Origin of the sequence: Agriterribacter sp. (assembly GCF_035445465.1) — a bacterium.
Classification (GTDB): Bacteria; Bacteroidota; Bacteroidia; order Chitinophagales; family Chitinophagaceae; genus Agriterribacter.
The window spans coordinates 24,576-42,782 of sequence record NZ_DAOMQT010000005.1; the positions used below are offsets into that span (position 1 = coordinate 24,576).

Sequence of the window (18,207 nt, forward strand, 5' to 3'; positions counted from 1 at the left end):
CAAAAAATATTGACCAATAATAATTTATAAACGATAACCCATCAAAATACCAACTTACAATTTTTTGCGTTTTAGGTAACTGTTGCATTGTTTGGTATTACTCCGTACCTGATTCAGCTGCCCTAATGCAATCATTAACCATATAAACCTTTTTTTGATGAGACAGCAATTGTTTCTGATTGTTATGCTATGCGTAGTTTATAATGGCTATGCACAACAGCAAAGAGCTACGAATCAAACTTCAAGCCGGGCTCAGGATCATAATTCATCGCGAAGTAATAAAACCGCAAGTATAGCGCTGGATGGCAGCGACTGGAACTCATCAGGGAGTAATAAATTGCGAATGCAGACGCAATCAGCTGACGGCGGTTGGAATACAACAGGGAGCAATAGGGAACGAAGCTATTTGCAATCTGGCTGGACTTTTGGTATTAACAGTGGCGTTTCTTTTACTGGAAAAAGTAATGAAAACAGCCTGTTTAGAGGTAATGGTATGGCCACACAAATGTTTGGCCGATACTATTTTGGAAATATAGGGATCGGCGTTTCAGGCGGCATTGTTGCCGGCGCTATCAATAACGCGGCACTCAACAAGTTTTTGACAGAACGAAAATTTCAACAGGGCGAAATATCAAAATCTAATCCTTTCAATAGTTATTTTTTGTTTGGGCCCTCTTTTAAATTTGGTGAACGGGTAATTATAAACGCTGAATTGCAAGGTGGGATGTTCATTAACAACCCGGGCAGTATTACTATTAGCCAGCCGGGTGCTGTTCGTTCCTTATATCGTTTTGAAGGAGCCGGAAAAAACTCGTTTCCCGGTTTTTCCGGAAGTATCAGTTTGGCATATCCGATAAATAATTCCACCCGGTTTATTTTAAATACAGGTTACCTGCAAACAAAATCATCCATTAACTTATACGATCCGCAACGGGGTATAGATGTGGCTATAGAACAGGATCGTCTTGTAAAATTGTTTACAGTTGGCGTGGGCATTACAAAATCATTTGGGTCAAAAAGAAGCGCTGCAAGCGGAATGGCAACAGGAAAAAGACACGCCATCAATACAAAGGGAACAGGAGCAACTAATGGAAGAATAATCCCATCTGCACAAAATCATGCCATCAATACAAAAGGAATCGGCGGTAGCCGAATGATGAACAATGAAAGTTGCGGGCCGGTTACACAAAAAATAACAAACCCCGATGGAACGACAGAAGAAAAAACTTTTGCCTGTCCTGCCGATGCAGCAGCATATAATGAACGCATTAGCATGAATGTAACCGTACCCAAACAAACGCAGGGCGCTACATTTGGCGAAAAAGTAAGTGCAGGATTACATGCCGCAGGCGGTGCAGTGTCGCAGGGGGCTTCAAGGGCTGTTATCTCTGGTACTGTGAGCTGGAGTAGCGGTAATTCATCTGGTATTATAACCAACCAGGATGCTGTTAGTGCTGTTGGCAATCTTGCCGGCAGTACTGGTGGCGGGGCGGCGGCAGCTTCTTATGCCGCAACCGGAAGAATGGCGCCATCGTCAACAGCACCACAAGGTATTGCCGCTACTTTCTATACAAGAGAGGCTGGTAGTGGCATGGCAACAGGTAAACGTTCGGCAAGAGATCATAGCAGCGGCATGGCCACTGGTAAAAGACAGTATGCACCTGTATTTAATGAAGGAGATATAAACGAATGTACCGGCTGTGCCGCTACCGTAAAAATGATCGGACATGAATTAACACATACCGTACAACAAGCACAGGGAATAAAAAATCCATTGTATAATGGCAATGAAAACCAGGGAACAAACCCAATGTATGAAGGCAGGAGCGGCTTAAGTAAGGGCGGGGATAATGATTGCGGTGGTATTGAAGGGTTAGCTGTTTTTTTGATAGATATAAATAGCGGAGCGGTAGTGGCCACTACAAAAACTACAACCTGTGGCGATTTCTTTTTTGCCCGGGTACCCGCAGCCAGCTACATAGTAAAAGTAACCGGCGGTTTTAGCAAAACAAAAAACTATGATGTAACAATTAAAAGCGAAGCAAACTTAGATATGGCTGGGGACGTTACTACGTCTGATGATTACTGGACGATTGAACTAAATACAGGTAATAGCAGCATTCAAAAAGAAAAAGGCCTATCAAATAATAAAAACGAACTGATAGCAGGCGCTGGTGTAATTGCAGACAACGGCTGCGCACAATCTTACACTAAAAACTTGCCGGTGTTTATTGGAGATATTGATGACGATGGCATATCAGAAGTTTTAATTGGTAATAGTGAGGCATTTTCAGCAGAGGGGGGTATTGCTTCTGCAGCGCTTGCCAGACCTGGCAATCCTATTGGCGGCATCATAGTAAAAGGTGGCAAGAACCCGGGAGGACAAATGCGTGCAGTACAAACAAATGAACAGGGAGTATTTGAATTTACTAATATGGAAAAGGGAAACTACAGCATTACTACGGAAGCAAATTATTATGTAGATGACGAGACAATCATAGTAATTACAGATGAAGACTGTGACAGAGACGGAACTGCGGAACGCAAAGGATGGGATGGAACTGTAAAAGGTGGATCAAAAATAAATGCAGAGGAGGGTACTGGCCAGGCAAGCAATAAATCCAGCGTCCAGGATCATAATTCATCCCGTTCCAATAAATCAAGCAGCATCGCAGATAATAACACGGGTGATGATAGTACCGGGAAATCAATAGTTAATACTACGAAAAGTAATACCAAAGATTTCCTGGTATCTCTTGATGAACTGGATCAGTTGTTGGCAACCGATAAAACTTCATCAGCAAATGCAGTTAATAAGGCAAAAGAAAACAGCCGTCAGCTTAGAAATACAATTACTCAAAACGAAAGCAACGCTGATAACGCAGCCGCTGTTGTGGATACCAGCTTTTCCGTTTTGCTTGGTTCAATCAGCAGGCTGGGCCAGCAATACAGTTCTATTTCCAATACACTCAAAACAAAACATGATACCGCTAAAAATAGTGTTGGCAATATCAGGTGACGGCGGTATGCTGTTGTGAAAATAAGCCTGGGTCCCTACGGGGGTCTCTACAGCAGGGCAGTTGTGAGAAGAGTGATTCCGGCGAATCTTCAGCGCCAGGGTCTCAGAGACACCCGCAATGGCTTTTCATGAAGCCCCCGGCGTGACTTATCGTGAAGCGACTTAAGGACATAAAGCCCTGATCTTCAGAGTTTATTTTCTTTATGGCTTAGTGACTTTGTGGCAAAAACCGTAACAATTAAAAATAAAAAAGCGCTACCCGAAAGGATAGCGCTTATACTATTAAGAATGAAAATGTTTTAAGAAACGGCCTTCTTTTTTTTCTCGTCTGCAGCATTGCCGGCCGGAGTTTCATTCCTGAACACCACGGTATTATCAAATACATCCACCAGCACAGGCTTCGACTTATCTATATCACCCGCCAGTATTCTTTTGCTCAACTGGTTCACAATTTCCTTCTGGATCAGCCTTTTGAGGGGTCTTGCGCCAAACTGCGGATCGTAGCCGTTCTCGGCAAGGAAGTCGAGGGCGTAACCGGTGAATTCCAAAGTAATGCCACTTAATGATACCTGGTTTTTTAAATGATTGAGCTGTATGTTAATGATACCGCGTATCTCGCTCTTCATCAGCGGCTGGAACATAATGATATCGTCAATGCGGTTTAAAAACTCCGGACGGATGGTTTGCCGCAGGATATTCAATACTTCCCGTTTGGTATTTTCAACTACCTCTTCTTTATTTTTTTCCGTTACATTTTCAAAATTATCCTGTATCACCTGGCTTCCCATATTGCTCGTCATAATGATAATGGTATTCTTAAAGTTCACCACGCGGCCTTTATTGTCGGTTAAACGGCCATCATCCAATACCTGCAGCAGCACATTAAATACATCGGGATGCGCTTTTTCTATTTCATCCAGCAATACCACGCTGTAGGGCTTGCGTCTAACGGCTTCGGTTAGCTGCCCGCCTTCATCGTATCCCACATAGCCCGGAGGAGCGCCCACCAAACGGCTAACGGTATGCTTTTCCTGGTATTCGCTCATATCAATCCGCGTCATCATATTTTCATCATCAAACAGGTACTCCGCCAGCGCTTTCGCCAGCTCGGTTTTACCCACACCGGTGGTACCCAAAAAGATAAATGAGCCGATGGGTTTTCTGGGATCATGCAAACCCGCGCGGCTGCGGCGGATAGCGTCCGCTACAGCAGTTATCGCTTCCTCCTGCCCTATCACCCTTTTGTGCAGTTCATCTTCAAGGTTCAGCAGCTTTTCTCTTTCGCTCTGCAGCATTTTAGTTACCGGTATGCCTGTGGCCTTGGCCACCGATTCCGCAATATCCTCCGCATCTACTTCTTCCTTCAATAATCTTTTTTCCGGGGCTAATTCATTCAGCTCCCCGGTATACTGCTCTATCTTTTTTTCTTCCTCCTGTATTTTCCCGTAACGGATCTCCGCTACCCTTCCGTAATCGCCATTGCGCTCCGCTTTTTCAGCCTCTGTTTTTAATGCTTCAATACCTGCTTTGCCGGCCTGGATCTTTTCAACCAGCTCTTTTTCTTCCTGCCACTTGGCTTTCAGCGTATCCCTTTCCACACTGCGCAGCGAAATCTCTTTTGCCAGCTCCTTCAGCTTTTCTTCATCATTTTCCCTTTTAATCGCCTCTCTTTCAATTTCAAGCTGCCGGATCTGCCTTTCCAACTGATCCAGCTCTTCGGGCATAGAATTCATTTCTAAGCGCAGCTTGGCAGCGCTTTCATCAATAAGGTCAATGGCTTTATCGGGCAAAAAGCGGTCGGAAATATAACGGTTCGACAGTTCTACCGCGGCAATGATGGCTTCATCCTTAATACGTACATGATGGTGTGTTTCATAACGGTCTTTAATACCCCGTAAAATAGAAACCGCGTCTTCCACACTGGGTTCACTGATCAGCACCCGCTGAAACCTTCTTTCCAAGGCTTTATCTTTTTCAAAATATTTCTGGTATTCATTTAATGTAGTGGCGCCTATAGCTCTTAATTCGCCTCTTGCCAGGGCAGGCTTTAAAATATTAGCCGCATCCATCGCGCCCTCGCCGCCGCCAGCGCCAACCAGCGTGTGAATTTCATCTATAAAAAGAATGATCTGCCCGTCACTTTTGGTCACTTCATTGATCACGCCTTTCAGTCTTTCCTCAAATTCACCTTTGTATTTAGCGCCGGCGATCAGTTGTCCCATATCCAAGCCATAAATGATTTTACTTTTCAGGTTTTCAGGCACGTCGCCATTTACAATACGCATAGCCAAGCCTTCTGCTATAGCGGTTTTACCTACACCGGGCTCTCCTACCAGCATCGGATTGTTTTTGTTGCGCCGCGAAAGGATATGCAATGTTCTGCGAATTTCCTCATCACGACCTATTACAGGATCCAGCTTGCCCTGCCTTGCCAGCTCATTCAAATTCTTGGCGTACTTGTTCAGCACGTTAAACTGCGTTTCCTGCGTTTGAGAAGAAACAGTGGATCCTTTACGAAGATCTTTAATAGCCGCTGTTAAGCCCTTATCGGTTAATCCTGCGTCTTTCAGCAGCTTGGCGCTGTTATCATTGCCCTGCAAAATAGCCAGCAGCAAATGCTCTACGCTTACAAACTCATCATTAAAAGATTTAAGCAACGCGCCAGCCCGCAAAACCACATTATTGGCATCGCGACTGATAACCTGGGCCGGTTCGCCACCCTGTACTTTGGGTAGCTTATTAATGCTTTCGTCTAATTTGCTTTCCACAAAGCTTACATTCACATTATTCTTTTTCAGCAAAAATTCAATCGGCGAATCCTCATCGCTCAGCAATGATTTCAGCAAATGCTCGGTTTCAATATTGGCATTGTTATTATTGAAAGCGATCTGCTGCGATTTAGCCATCGCCTCTTGGGCTTTGATGGTGAAATTATTTAAGTTCATATTTTAAGTTTTCCTTTATTCGTTTTCAAATAACTTTAACCCTTATTGCACAAAACACAATCCAAAAACGAAACACAGTAATTATGTCATATAAAGCTACATCAACCTGCCTGTATTTCAGCTTATTAGCGGGTTTTCTGTTATTCTTGCAGCCGGTTGCGGGGCAATACAATTTTGCAGGTGTGGACGATATGCTGCAAAAAAATCAAAAAGCACTTGGCAAAGAGGTTGTTGCCTTAGTTTGGAAAGACGGAAAGATCGTTTATAAAAAAGAGATCGGTGAAGATTTCAATGGTAAAATACAGGTTCCCATAGGCGCCAGCGGGCAATGGCTCACTGCCGCGGTTGCCATGATGTATGTTGATGAAGGCAAGCTCACCTTAGACACCAAAGCCGGTAAGCTCATTCCCATTTTAGCTAAATATATGAAGGCTTATATTAACCTGAGGCACTGCCTTACCCATACTACGGGACTGGAGGCCGAAAAAGGCGGTATAGGCAAGCTGCTTCCCAAATCAAAGTTTGAATCGCTGGAGGAAGAGGTTAATTTTTTTGCAACGAAAAGAGAAATTGTAACCAACCCGCAAACAGAATTTTTTTACAGCAACGTAGGAATGAATATCGCAGGACGTATGCTGGAAGTAGTGAGCCGCAAAACCTTTGACCGGGTAGTGCAGGAAAAGCTGCTTCGCCCTTTGAAAATGAGAGCCACTACTTTTTTCAATTACGATAATCTGTACATTAATCCTTCCGCCGGCGCACAGTCTACCGCTAACGACTATATGAACTTCCTGGTTATGCTGTTGAACAAAGGCATGTTTGAAGGCAAACAGATCATGAGTGAAAAAGCCATCGAAGAAATGGAAAAAGCGCAGTTCACGGATTTGCCGGTGAAATATACGCCCAAAGGAACCGAAGGCTTGCATTACGGGTTCGGCGCATGGCTGATGGGAGAAGACGCGCAGGGAAAAGGCACCGTACTCAGCAGCCCCTCTTTCACCGGCACCTGGCCCTATATTGACCGCAAAAACAATTATGCCGCTATTTTACTGGTAAAGCCCCAGTCGGGCGAACAGGGAAAAGAAATGTACACGCAGTTTAAAGCCGCCGTAGATGAGGCTGTAGGGGGAAAGTAGAGGTTATTGGGTTGCAGGGGTACAGGTTGCAGGGTACAAGGGGTAAACAGGTGTAAGACCCCCGGTTTGAAATTTGAGATATAAGATATAAGATTTGAGATTGTACTTTCCTTCGGATTGGATGGGGCAATCAGCCGTTAGCTATCAGTAATTAACGACAGACTGAATGTTCGGATTTTTGATTTATAGTTTATGGTTGCATTACCCTCGGATTTCAAACTTTAGTATTCGGTTTTAGCATTTGAGTTTTATCCGCCCCGGCGGACAAGCTTGCCTGCCGCAGGCAGGTTTGGTTCTTGTGATTTGCTTTTTTGGTTCTTCATCAAACTTCTACTCCTGCTTAATAAACCCCCATGCTCCTTCCCGAACAGAAAGACCATATACAGCCCTATAGATATACCGCGCCACTTTTTCAATTCCCGGAACATTGATGAACTCCGCATCATCGGCGGGTGTATGGTACTGCGGATGTCCGCCTGTATGCAGCCCAATGCAGGAAATACCTTTGCGGTAAAAAGAAACATGGTCTGATCCGCCTACTCCACCGGCATGCACCACTACATTTAATCCCGAACCTTCGCCAAGGCCTTTCATAAAATCAACCCCTCCCGGAAAAGTTCCGGCGCCACCCATATACAGTTGGCTTTCGGTGTTCAGCCGCCCTACCATATCCATATTGAGCATTACTTTAATGGCAGATTGCGGTATCGGAAGATGATCGGTAAAATACTGCGACCCCAGCAACCCTTCTTCTTCCGCGGCGAAAGCCACCACAATTACGCTGCGCTTCAACTGTTCCTGGTTGCGTACCAAAGCCTTTGCTATTTCCAGCAGGGCGGCGGCACCAGAAGCATTGTCGTCTGCGCCGTTGTGCACAGCGGTGGTATCAGGCTGCAAGGAGCCGGTGCCAAAACCACCATAGCCCAAATGATCATAATGAGCGCCAAGAATGATGTATTCATTTTGCAGTTGCGGATCGCTTCCTCTGATTATCCCTGCTATATTTTTAGCAATTATTTTTTGCTCTATAATATTTACTGACGCCGATAAAGGAGCGGCAGACAAATAATAGTGCATATCACCAGCCGTTGTATCTGAAAATAACTTCTCCTTCATTTGCTGCCATGCCGTTCGGGTAAGCTGAATAACGGGAATGGCTAAAGGCTTGTCCCTGCGTGGACGCAATCTTACCAGCACATCTTTATTATCCACACTATCGGGTGAAATGAGTATTACACCTGCCGCTCCATTTTGCATGGCCCTTACCGATAACGTGTAATCCGTTAACCTGTCTGTTGCAGGAGCACCGGGCTTATTTCGCCACAGCACAACCCATGAAGATTTAATATGCTGTTGTGCATTAAAGGCAATTGCATTATCATCCGCAAACAATACGGGAGCCTCTAAGGTAGCTGAACCGGAAAAAGGGAAAATACTATACTGCTTATTCAACAAAAGATTTTCGCGCTGACCTCCACGGATAAAATTACTCCCTGCCGGGGCATCCAGCTTAACGGTAACATCAAAGGGCTGATCGTACTGCTCAAACAAAGGCGCCACGCCCGATTTTGAAAATGTGGTTTTAATGTATTGTCCCGCTATACTGTCTTCCTTCGTTCCCGGCCAACGGCCCTGCAATGCATCAGACGACAAATATTCAACATGCTTAAATATGTTTTTACCCTTAATGGAGGTCTGCGAATAAATAGCTGAATAAAAAAACAGGGAAACGAAGAGCAAAAAATATTTCATGCTTAAACAGGAATATGAAGGCAGTGATGGTGCCAGTGCAATTAAAAAAAAACATTAGTGATTATACAACTTGGCTGGTAGTATATGCCATTTCAAATCATAAATCTCAAATCTCTTACAACACCTGTATCCCTGCATTAATATAGGGCTGCAGGAGCGGGTTTTCGGGAGGCAGTTCCGTAGCCAGTATATCAATCTGGTGTAAACCGCAAACTCTTAAGGGTTGAACTGTATTTACTTTTTCGGAAATGGTAAGACAAACCGTTTTTTTTGCAGACTCAATCATTGCTTTTTTAATCTGCACCACTTCCCAGTCGCTGTCTGTAACCCCATGCTCAATATCAATAGAATTAACGCCTAACAGGCAGATATCTGCCTTGATCTGGCGGATAGTGGCAATGGCATCGCCACCCACCGTAATTTTTGAATTCTTGGAGAGTTTATCACCCACAACAATTACATCAATATTCGGATGATTGGAATATTCGAGTATGGCAGGTATGCTGCACGATACAAAAGTAGCCCTCAGCTGCATCGGTAATATTCTTGCCAGCTCTACAATAGTGGTTCCGCCGGTAGTTAATATAAACATGCCGTCCTGTATAAGACCCAGCGCTTTGGTAGCGATAATTTTTTTATGTGTATGTGAATATATCTTTTCGGAGGGATAGCCCACATGACTAAACGAGCAGGACAAAGCGCCTCCGTGTACTTTAATGATCTTGCCTTCATCAGATAATTCCTGGAGATCACGGCGGATCGTATCTTCCGATACCTTCATTTCTTCACTTAACCCCGAAGAAAGCACCTTGTTATGGATATTAACCTGGTGAAGGATAAAAGCCTGTCGTTCGCGTTTTAGCATTTTAAAATTTGTTTCTGCCCAAAAGTAATAGAAATAAACGCAAAAGAAGCGCAGGAAGTTAATTGCATTTTTACATCCTTTTGGTTATCTGCCCTACAACCAATATTTTTGCTCTTCTCAAATCTGAATAAAGGATGGCAAACCGTGTTATACAATTTCGGGAAGCGCTCCGGGAAGCGATGAACGAAGAAATGCGTCGTGATGAACGTGTGTTTTTAATGGGTGAAGAAGTGGCAGAATATAATGGGGCTTACAAAGTAAGCCAGGGTATGCTGGACGAATTTGGTCCTAAAAGAGTAATTGACACCCCTATTTCCGAACTGGGCTTTACCGGGGTGGCCGTAGGTGCTGCACAAAACGGTTTGCGCCCGATCGTGGAATATATGACCTGGAATTTTGCGGTACTGCCGCTCGACCAGATCTTGAATACAGCCTCCAAAATGCTGGCCATGAGTGGCGGACAGGTAGGCTGCCCTATTGTTTTTCGTGGACCCAATGGCTCCGCCGGTCAGTTAGGCGCTCAGCACTCCACTGCATTTGAAAGCCTGTATGCCAATATACCCGGTTTAAAAGTGATCTCCGTTTCCAATCCATACGATGCAAAAGGCTTATTAAAGAGCGCTATCAGGGACGATGACCCAATTATTTTTATGGAGAGTGAAGTAATGTATGGCGAAAAAGGGGAAGTACCTGAAGAAGAATACCTTATTCCTATTGGAAAGGCCGATATTAAACGCGCCGGAACAGATGTTACTATTGTTTCTTTTAATAAGATGATGAAAGTGGCGCTGGGCGCGGCGGAAGAGCTTGCAAAAGAAAATATCAGCGCGGAAGTGATTGACCTCCGCACCATCCGGCCGTTAGACTGGCACACTGTTTTTGAATCGGTTAAAAAAACCAACCGCCTGGTAATTGTGGAAGAACAATGGCCTTTTGCTTCCGTATCGTCCGAGCTGGCTTACCGCATACAAAAAGAAGCATTTGATTACTTAGATGCTCCTGTTCGCCGGATTACAAGCGCCGATGCGCCGATGCACTATGCGCCCAACCTGGTAGCGGCATACCTGCCTGATGTTCCCCGTACAGTAAAGCTGGTAAAAGAAGTAATGTACCTTCGCAAATAGTTTTTTCGGATTCCGAAATAATATTTTTCCCGGGGTTAAGCACTCCGGGATTTTTTTTGAATACTTTTGAAGACTTCCCAATGAAAAAAAGTATATACATATTATTCCTTTTCCATTCGCTTTTTTCGTTTGCGCAGCAAAAGTCTCCGCCTGCAGATGCAGATACCATCCCATTAATGACCGAAGTGGTAATTAAAGGATTTGAATCGGACCGCCGGCTGCTGGAAACCCCTGTATCGGCCGGAATAGTAAGCCGCAGCGATGTACAACGCTTCTCCCCTGCATCACTGTTACCTGCAATAAATATGGTTCCGGGCGTTAGAATGGAAGAACGTTCCCCCGGCAGCTACCGTTTAAGCGTCAGGGGCAGCCTGCTTCGCTCTCCTTTTGGTGTGCGTAACATAAAAGTGTACTGGAATGATATTCCATTTACCGATGCAGGCGGAAATACTTATTTCAACCTGGTAGATCAGCACAGCATTGGTCAGGTTGAAATTCTGAAAGGCCCCGGCGGAAGCCTTTATGGCGCCAATACCGGCGGGGTCATTATACTTCACCCCGATGAACCGCTTTTTTCACAGGAAAATATTTCCGCGGAGCACCATTTTCGCGCCCAGGTTAACGGTGGCTCCTACGGTCTGCTTGATGAAAATGTGCAATGGAAGTACCAGGATAAAAACATGAGCTCTTCCTTCACCCAAAGCCACCTGCAATCGGATGGCTACAGGGAAAATACCCGTGTGCGCAAGGATGTAATACAATGGAACGGAACGGCCCGCTTATCTGAAAAAGATAAGCTGGACTGGATATTCATGTACGCGGATATGTATTACCAAACGCCCGGCGGCCTGAATTTGCAGCAAATGCAGGAAAACCCACGCCAGGCAAGACCCGGCACACCCAGCGCACCCGGGGCGGTGGAACAAAAAGCAGCTATCTATAATAAAACGCCGTTTGCAGGTATCAGCAACCGGCACCTCTTCAATAAAAACTGGAGCAATATTACATCGGTAATGCTCGCTTATACCGATTTTAAAAATCCTTTTATTACCAATTTTGAAACCAGGAAAGAAACAAACCTCGGATTACGTACCAAGATGGTATACCATACCGCTGCAGGTAAGCACGATTTGAAATTAACTGCCGGGATGGAGTGGCTGTATAACTATTCTGCCATCAATAATTACGGAAACCGCCAGGGAAAAGCCGATACCGTTCAGTTCAAAGACAAAATTTGGGCAAGACAGCTTTCCCCCTTTATCCAGGGTGAATGGATGATGGGCAAAAAATTTCAATTACAGGCGGGCATAGGCTCCAACTTTTTCATTTACCGCTATCAGCGGCTTACAGATGCTGATGATTCGAAAAAGAAAAAAAAGCTGGATGAGCAGTTGCTGCCACGATTGGCGGGATTATACCGTATATCAGAAAATATATCCGTGTATGCTTCCGTAAGCAAAGGGTTTTCGCCGCCTTCCATATCCGAAGTAAGACCATCGGAGGGTAATTTCTATAGCAACCTGCAGCCCGAATATGGCTGGAACCGTGAGATAGGTATTCGCGGCAGGACTTTGTCCAACAGGCTGCAGTTTGACATTACCGCCTACCGGTTCAGGCTGCACGATGCTATCGTGAGAAGAATAAACAATGTAGACGCCGAATATTTTGTAAACGCCGGTGGAACCAATCAAAAAGGTATAGAAATCTTTGCTGAATACGCCCTGGTACGCAACAGCACTGCTTTTATCAAAAGCGCAAAACTAAGGGCAGGCCTTACGCTGAATGATTTTTCGTTTACAGATTACATGGTTGACGATAAGGATTATTCCGGTAATGACTTAACCGGGGTAGCAAAAACCATCTGGCTGGGAGGCCTTGATATAACTACCCGGGTGGGGTTATATCTTAACGCCTCACTCACTAATACCTCAAAGCTTCCATTAAATGATGCCAATGCGGTTTATGCCCCTTCTTACGATATTTTGCTGGGCAGGCTGGGGTGGAAAAAACATTTCAGGGTATTTTCCATTGAGCTTTTTACAGGAGTTGATAATGCGCTGAACCAATTGTACAGCCTCGGGAGCGATATTAATGCCTTCGGCAACAGGTATTATAATCCTGCGCCGGAACGAAATTACTACGGAGGATTGATTGTAACGCTTTAAAAATGCCGTTTAGCTCAATGAATACCGGTGTTTTCACCGGAGCGGCACTGAACCAAACGGCACATATTAGTATGCTTAAAACACAGAAGCTAAAGACGATACGCCAATTGCGAAAAGGTAGCACAAACCCATGCAAAACGCGGCTAACAAACCTAATTTGGCAACCAGTTTCCAGGTAGGTACTTCAACAGCATGATTGGCTTTAAATACTTGAGTTTTCATGGATGATTCATTTAGTTTTACAGGATAATGATTAATCTAACGCAAATGTAGCTGCTGATGGTATAATGTACAAGCCTTTTGAAGGAAATCATCCCATACATAACTGAATTTTAGCATTTGATAAGGAGGTGGCGGGGGAAATAGTGAATGGTGAGCAGTGAGAGGAGAAATGTGAGATGTGAATAGCGAATCTATCGTTTATCAAGGTGAGAAGAGAAACATGAGATGTGAGAAGTGAGTGGCTCCACCCTGCACCCTGAAAGCTGGGCCCTGTAACCTCTCATAATTCCTTATTTTTGAAAAAAATGATACGATTTTAACGCATTAAAACAGATTTCATATATATGTCGAACATCCTGATTATTGATGATGAAAAAGCGATACGCAAAACCCTGGGGGAAATCCTTTCTTACGAAGGATATAAGATAGATGAAGCGGGCGACGGCGAGGAAGGACTGAAGCGGTTCAGGGAAAAAAATTATGATGTGGTGCTTTGTGATATTAAAATGCCGAAGATAGACGGCATTGAGTTCTTAGATAAAGCCGGTGAAATAAACCCGGATGTGCCTATTATCATGATATCCGGGCACGGCACCATTGAAACAGCCGTAGAAGCCGTAAAAAAAGGAGCATATGATTATGTTTCAAAACCACCCGACCTGAACAGGCTGCTGATCACCATCCGGAACGCGATGGATAAAACAGACCTCGTTACCGAAACCAAGGTGCTTCGCCGGAAAGTAATTAAGGTAGAGGAAATGATTGGTGAATCGGCCCCTATTGTAAAAATTAAGGAAACAATAGACAAAGTAGCGCCAACAGAAGCAAGGGTAATGATCATGGGTGAAAATGGTGTGGGTAAAGAGCTGGTAGCGCGCTGGATACATGAAAAAAGCAGCCGTTGCAAACAACCGCTGGTTGAAGTGAACTGCGCCGCTATTCCCGACGAATTAATTGAAAGCGAGCTGTTCGGTCACGAAAAAGGTTCCTTTACTTCCGCCGTAAAGCAACGGATAGGTAAGTTTGAACAGGCGCATGGGGGAACTTTGTTTTTGGATGAAATTGGCGATATGAGCCTCAATGCCCAGGCTAAAGTACTAAGGGCTTTACAGGAAGGAAAAATAACCCGGGTAGGCGGAGATAAAGATATTACGGTAGATGTGCGGGTAATAGCCGCTACCAATAAAGACCTGCTGCGGGAAGTGGATGAAAAAAAATTCCGGCTCGACCTGTATCACCGGCTCAGCGTTATTATCATACATGTGCCTTCTTTAAACGAAAGAAAAGATGATATTCCCCTGCTGGTAGAGAAATTTCTTTCAGATATATGTGCCGATTACGGCATTGCCCAAAAAGCAATAGATGCCGATGCGTTAAAAGCCCTGCAGGAAAATAATTGGACGGGCAACATACGTGAATTAAGAAACGTGGTGGAAAGACTGGTTATTCTTTCCGGTAAAAATATTGCAATAGAGGATATACGCAACTATGTACTTCCCCGAAATTAAGCCCTATTTTGAAAACAGCATACTGTATATGTGGTTTAGGTTCCGATGAAAGGATATTCAGCAAACTGAACTGGGGCTGCACCACGGTGCATTATTTACACTGGCTGATGCCCCTGCATAATGAAAGTCTTTCGGCATACGCCCTGCGAATGAGTGAACGCATCACGGAAAAAAACGCCACATTAATTGGTGTTTCCTTTGGAGGGATGTTAAGCATAGAGATCGCGAAAGTGGCGGCGGTTCAGAAAGTGATACTCATTTCCAGCGTAAAAACGCATCATGAAATTCCGCGCTGGATGAAGGCCTCCGGCAAACTGAACCTGGATGCTATCCTGCCCAAGGGCCGCCTTCACGCTGTTCGCCCTTTAAAATTATTTGAGCCCGTTGAAAATTATTTTCTCGGCGCGGTAACCGAAGAAGAAAAAAAGCTGGCCCATGAATACAGGAAGCATATAGATCCCGTTTATCTTAAATGGGCCATTCACCAGGTATTAAACTGGAAAAACGAATGGATACCCGAAAACCTGTTTCATTTACATGGCACCAACGATAAAATATTTCCATGCACGCTGGTGCGTCCAACACATACCATAGCATCGGCCGGGCATTTTTTGGTATTCCAGCATCCCAGACAAGTATCTGATATTTTGAATGATATTATTTAATACTGCATCAAATAGCTATTAAACTTTATTTAACAAAAGAAGAATATTATCATTAGCCGTAACATTTTGATATAATCAACGACATATCGGCTTAATCAGCTATTTATACTATTTTTGGCAACTTCATAAAAACAGAGTTACATGAGTTTAGGCTGGACCCTTTTTATTTTAGCAACAATTGGTTCTCTTATTGGTTTATACGGCATGTTTAAAAAGGCGGGAATTGAGCCCTGGAAAGCACTGATCCCTTTTTACAACACCTGGTGCATGGTGGAAAAAATGCCTTTAAAAAGATATTGGTTCTTTTTGCAGTTCATACCCATTGTGGGACAGTTCATTACGATCTGGATATGTATCCGTTTTGTAGAACATTTCGGCCGTTTTTCGTTGCTGCATCACGCCGCAGCCGTGTTTCTTCCTTTCCTTTATTTTCCTTACCTCGGGTATTCTAAAAACGAAAGGTATGCGGGCAATGCCGTGGTAAAGAATTACAAAAAATCATCTGCTCGGGAATGGATAGACGCCGGCGTTTTTGCGGTAGTTGCCGCTACTATCATCCGCACTTTCATTTTTGAGGCTTATGTAATTCCTACCGGCAGCATGGAAAAAACATTGCTGGTAAACGATTTTTTGTTTGTAAGCAAGATGAGCTACGGCCCGCGCCTTCCCAATACGCCTTTAGCCATTCCTTTTGTGCATCATACCGCACCCATAACAGGTGGCAAATCTTATTTAGAATGGATTAAGCTTCCCTATAAACGTTTATGGACAACCCCGGTAAAACGCAATGATGTAGTAGTGTTTAATTACCCGGTTGGCGACACCGTAATAGGCGAATACCAGTCGAACCTCAATTATTATGATGTGCTGCGGGACCAGTACGGTGGCAACCGCGAAGCCCTGCTCCAAAGAGATGATATTATAGTACGTCCGGTAGACAAAAGAGAGAACTTTATTAAACGTTGTGTAGGCATGCCGGGAGATACCCTGCAATTAAAGGAAGGCATTTTGTATGTAAATGGCCAACCGGCGTACGTACCTGAGGCTTCCGCCACTTTTTATAATGTGCAAACCAGAGGACAATATTTTGATGAAGATGTTTTAAAGGAAGATTTTCATGTAGAAACCGATCCCGAAAGGCAGCAACTGCTCATTGGTAACAATATGAACTACATGATTGACCTGAGCGCTGAAGAGGCGGAACGCATGAAAAAGCTGCCCTATGTAGAAAGCGTAGTTAAGGATTTAAAACAATTTAATCCAGGCGTATTTCCCAATGATACGGCGCATTATAAATGGAGTGAAGATTTTTACGGACCCGTTTGGGTTCCCAGGAAAGGCGCTACCATTACGCTTACGGCCGAAAACATCGCTTTTTACAGCAGGGTCATTGCTGTTTACGAGCATAATACACTGGAAGAAAAAGACGGGCAATTTATCATCAATGGCATAACAACCAACCAGTATACTTTTAAAATGGATTATTACTGGATGATGGGCGATAACCGCCACAACTCCCAGGATTCCCGGTTTTGGGGTTATGTACCCGAAGACCATGTGGTAGGAAAAGCTTCGCTGATATGGTTTAGCTGGGATGGCGGCCCAAGATGGAATCGGTTGTTTAAAGCGATAAAATAGTGGTAAGTAGTAAGTGATAAGTCAGGTGTGAGGTATAGGGTAATAAGGTGTAAGGTATAGGGTGTCTGATTCATCTAACTAAAAAATCTTCAGGTGAAAAAAGAACAGCTCTCTTTTTCTTATGAAGTATTCGGTTCCGTTGCGTCATTACCCGAAGCCGACCGGCAATTGCTGAACAAGGCAAAGGAAGTAACACAACATGCCTATGCGCCTTATTCGGAGTTTTTCGTTGGCGCGGCCGCGCTGCTTCAAAACGGGAAAACCATTACGGGAACCAACCAGGAAAATGCGTCCTCACCCGTGGGATTATGCGCAGAAAGAGTATTGTTATCCGCCGCCGTTTCCTTATACCCCGGCACACCCATACAAACAATAGCCATCAGCTATTTCAATAAAAAAGGCAAAAGTGAATTTCCGGCGGCGCCCTGTGGCATTTGCAGGCAAAGCCTCCTGGAGTATGAGCTCCGCCAGCAGCAGCCTATCCGGTTGATTCTGGGCGGAATAGAAGGAAAAGTATTTGTGATCAGCGATGTAAAAACGCTTCTGCCCCTGTATTTCTCCGGAGCAGATATGGCATAGTATCACTCACTCCAAACATATACATTACCGGTAACGCTTTGTCATTTAGCTACAAATTAAGGTTGCTGTAGAATTTTAATGTCGTAAAGCATAGAAACATAAGAACACATCGTTTACCCTTTTTCTGCAATCACTTTCCGGATAAGCGAGATTTGCCCTAAATGATAATAGCTATGCTCAATAACGCCTTCAATATTCCGCAGGTAATTTCCGTATTTTTCATCTGCAAATGGTTCGTCAAGCCGGGAATCTGCCATTTGTTCAACCTGTGCAGCAAATTTTTCAGCATTGGATAAAAAATCAGCCACTAATGATTTCCATTCTCTTTCTGATTGTATAGGTGGCAGGTCAAAGCTGTATTGATCGCTAATTTCAAGCTTTCCTCCATTAAACACATGCAGAAGCCCGGCTAAATAATAGTTAATATGAAAAGTGAGCGCAGCAATCGTATTTAAAGTGCCGATTTTTTGTATGGCTTGTTCCCAGGTTATACTCAATAATTGTTCTTTATAATTCGTATTTGCGATCCAATGTCCGTTGATCAATACTTCCCGTAGCCTGTTTGCTATAAATATATTCCGGGTCATCT

Annotated in this window: 13 protein-coding genes; 8 read left to right on the top strand and 5 right to left on the bottom strand. The window is 44.1% G+C overall.

What is annotated here, in order from left to right; translation table 11 throughout:
• The first annotated feature begins 157 nt into the window (after positions 1-157).
• On the top strand, positions 158-3,019 hold the full coding sequence (locus PLE34_RS04110) for a hypothetical protein (RefSeq protein WP_324554512.1): 2,862 nt from the start codon (positions 158-160) through the stop codon (positions 3,017-3,019).
• A 299-nt stretch (positions 3,020-3,318) separates the two neighbouring features.
• On the opposite strand, the gene clpB is transcribed toward PLE34_RS04110, so the two are convergent.
• The gene (clpB, locus tag PLE34_RS04115; RefSeq protein ID WP_324554513.1) at positions 3,319-5,964 is read right to left on the bottom strand and encodes an ATP-dependent chaperone ClpB; all 2,646 of its coding nucleotides are present in this window, start codon (positions 5,962-5,964) and stop codon (positions 3,319-3,321) included.
• 83 nt (positions 5,965-6,047) lie between these two features.
• Here clpB and PLE34_RS04120 point away from each other — a divergent pair, with 83 nt between their 5' ends.
• Positions 6,048-7,100 (top strand): serine hydrolase domain-containing protein, encoded by a 1,053-nt coding sequence (locus tag PLE34_RS04120; protein ID WP_324554514.1) that lies wholly within the window; start codon positions 6,048-6,050, stop codon positions 7,098-7,100.
• Positions 7,101-7,430: 330 nt separating this feature from the next.
• On the opposite strand, the gene PLE34_RS04125 is transcribed toward PLE34_RS04120, so the two are convergent.
• Positions 7,431-8,852, bottom strand: coding sequence for a M20/M25/M40 family metallo-hydrolase (locus PLE34_RS04125; protein ID WP_324554515.1), 1,422 nt, complete (start codon positions 8,850-8,852; stop codon positions 7,431-7,433).
• 115 nt (positions 8,853-8,967) lie between these two features.
• The gene (locus PLE34_RS04130) at positions 8,968-9,717 is read right to left on the bottom strand and encodes a DeoR/GlpR family DNA-binding transcription regulator (RefSeq protein ID WP_324554516.1); all 750 of its coding nucleotides are present in this window, start codon (positions 9,715-9,717) and stop codon (positions 8,968-8,970) included.
• Positions 9,718-9,851: 134 nt separating this feature from the next.
• Between PLE34_RS04130 and PLE34_RS04135 the strand changes: the two genes are divergently transcribed.
• Positions 9,852-10,841: a pyruvate dehydrogenase complex E1 component subunit beta gene (locus tag PLE34_RS04135; RefSeq protein WP_324554517.1), complete on the top strand. Its 990-nt coding sequence runs from the start codon at positions 9,852-9,854 to the stop codon at positions 10,839-10,841.
• Between the two features lie 80 nt (positions 10,842-10,921).
• Positions 10,922-13,006, top strand: coding sequence for a TonB-dependent receptor (locus PLE34_RS04140; RefSeq protein ID WP_324554518.1), 2,085 nt, complete (start codon positions 10,922-10,924; stop codon positions 13,004-13,006).
• A gap of 75 nt (positions 13,007-13,081) precedes the next feature.
• Here PLE34_RS04140 and PLE34_RS04145 read toward each other — a convergent pair whose 3' ends face one another.
• The gene (locus PLE34_RS04145; RefSeq protein ID WP_324554519.1) at positions 13,082-13,228 is read right to left on the bottom strand and encodes a hypothetical protein; all 147 of its coding nucleotides are present in this window, start codon (positions 13,226-13,228) and stop codon (positions 13,082-13,084) included.
• A 344-nt stretch (positions 13,229-13,572) separates the two neighbouring features.
• Between PLE34_RS04145 and PLE34_RS04150 the strand changes: the two genes are divergently transcribed.
• The 4 genes from PLE34_RS04150 to PLE34_RS04165 all read left to right on the top strand — a co-directional run bounded on the left by PLE34_RS04150 (position 13,573) and on the right by PLE34_RS04165 (position 17,618).
• A complete protein-coding gene (locus PLE34_RS04150; RefSeq protein ID WP_324554520.1) occupies positions 13,573-14,736 on the top strand; it encodes a sigma-54-dependent transcriptional regulator in 1,164 nt (387 codons plus the stop codon).
• Between the two features lie 8 nt (positions 14,737-14,744).
• Positions 14,745-15,401, top strand: a complete 657-nt coding sequence (locus tag PLE34_RS04155) for an alpha/beta fold hydrolase (RefSeq protein WP_324554521.1) — start codon at positions 14,745-14,747, stop codon at positions 15,399-15,401.
• Positions 15,402-15,542: 141 nt separating this feature from the next.
• Positions 15,543-17,039 carry a signal peptidase I gene (gene lepB, locus PLE34_RS04160; RefSeq protein WP_324554522.1) on the top strand — a complete coding sequence of 499 codons (1,497 nt, stop codon included), beginning with the start codon at positions 15,543-15,545 and terminating at the stop codon, positions 17,037-17,039.
• Between the two features lie 93 nt (positions 17,040-17,132).
• The gene (locus tag PLE34_RS04165) at positions 17,133-17,618 is read left to right on the top strand and encodes a cytidine deaminase (protein WP_324554523.1); all 486 of its coding nucleotides are present in this window, start codon (positions 17,133-17,135) and stop codon (positions 17,616-17,618) included.
• A 113-nt stretch (positions 17,619-17,731) separates the two neighbouring features.
• Here the strand turns inward: PLE34_RS04165 and PLE34_RS04170 are convergent.
• On the bottom strand, positions 17,732-18,207 hold a 476-nt coding region (locus PLE34_RS04170; protein ID WP_324554524.1), incomplete at its 5' end, for a DinB family protein.

Coding starts and splice junctions, on each gene's coding strand:
- PLE34_RS04130 (WP_324554516.1), bottom strand. CDS start 9,717: ATGCTAAAACGCGAACGACAGGCTTTTATCCTTCACCAGGTTAATATC.
- clpB (WP_324554513.1), bottom strand. CDS start 5,964: ATGAACTTAAATAATTTCACCATCAAAGCCCAAGAGGCGATGGCTAAA.
- PLE34_RS04145 (WP_324554519.1), bottom strand. CDS start 13,228: ATGAAAACTCAAGTATTTAAAGCCAATCATGCTGTTGAAGTACCTACC.
- PLE34_RS04125 (WP_324554515.1), bottom strand. CDS start 8,852: ATGAAATATTTTTTGCTCTTCGTTTCCCTGTTTTTTTATTCAGCTATT.
- PLE34_RS04150 (WP_324554520.1), top strand. CDS start 13,573: ATGTCGAACATCCTGATTATTGATGATGAAAAAGCGATACGCAAAACC.
- PLE34_RS04140 (WP_324554518.1), top strand. CDS start 10,922: ATGAAAAAAAGTATATACATATTATTCCTTTTCCATTCGCTTTTTTCG.
- lepB (WP_324554522.1), top strand. CDS start 15,543: ATGAGTTTAGGCTGGACCCTTTTTATTTTAGCAACAATTGGTTCTCTT.
- PLE34_RS04135 (WP_324554517.1), top strand. CDS start 9,852: ATGGCAAACCGTGTTATACAATTTCGGGAAGCGCTCCGGGAAGCGATG.
- PLE34_RS04120 (WP_324554514.1), top strand. CDS start 6,048: ATGTCATATAAAGCTACATCAACCTGCCTGTATTTCAGCTTATTAGCG.
- PLE34_RS04110 (WP_324554512.1), top strand. CDS start 158: ATGAGACAGCAATTGTTTCTGATTGTTATGCTATGCGTAGTTTATAAT.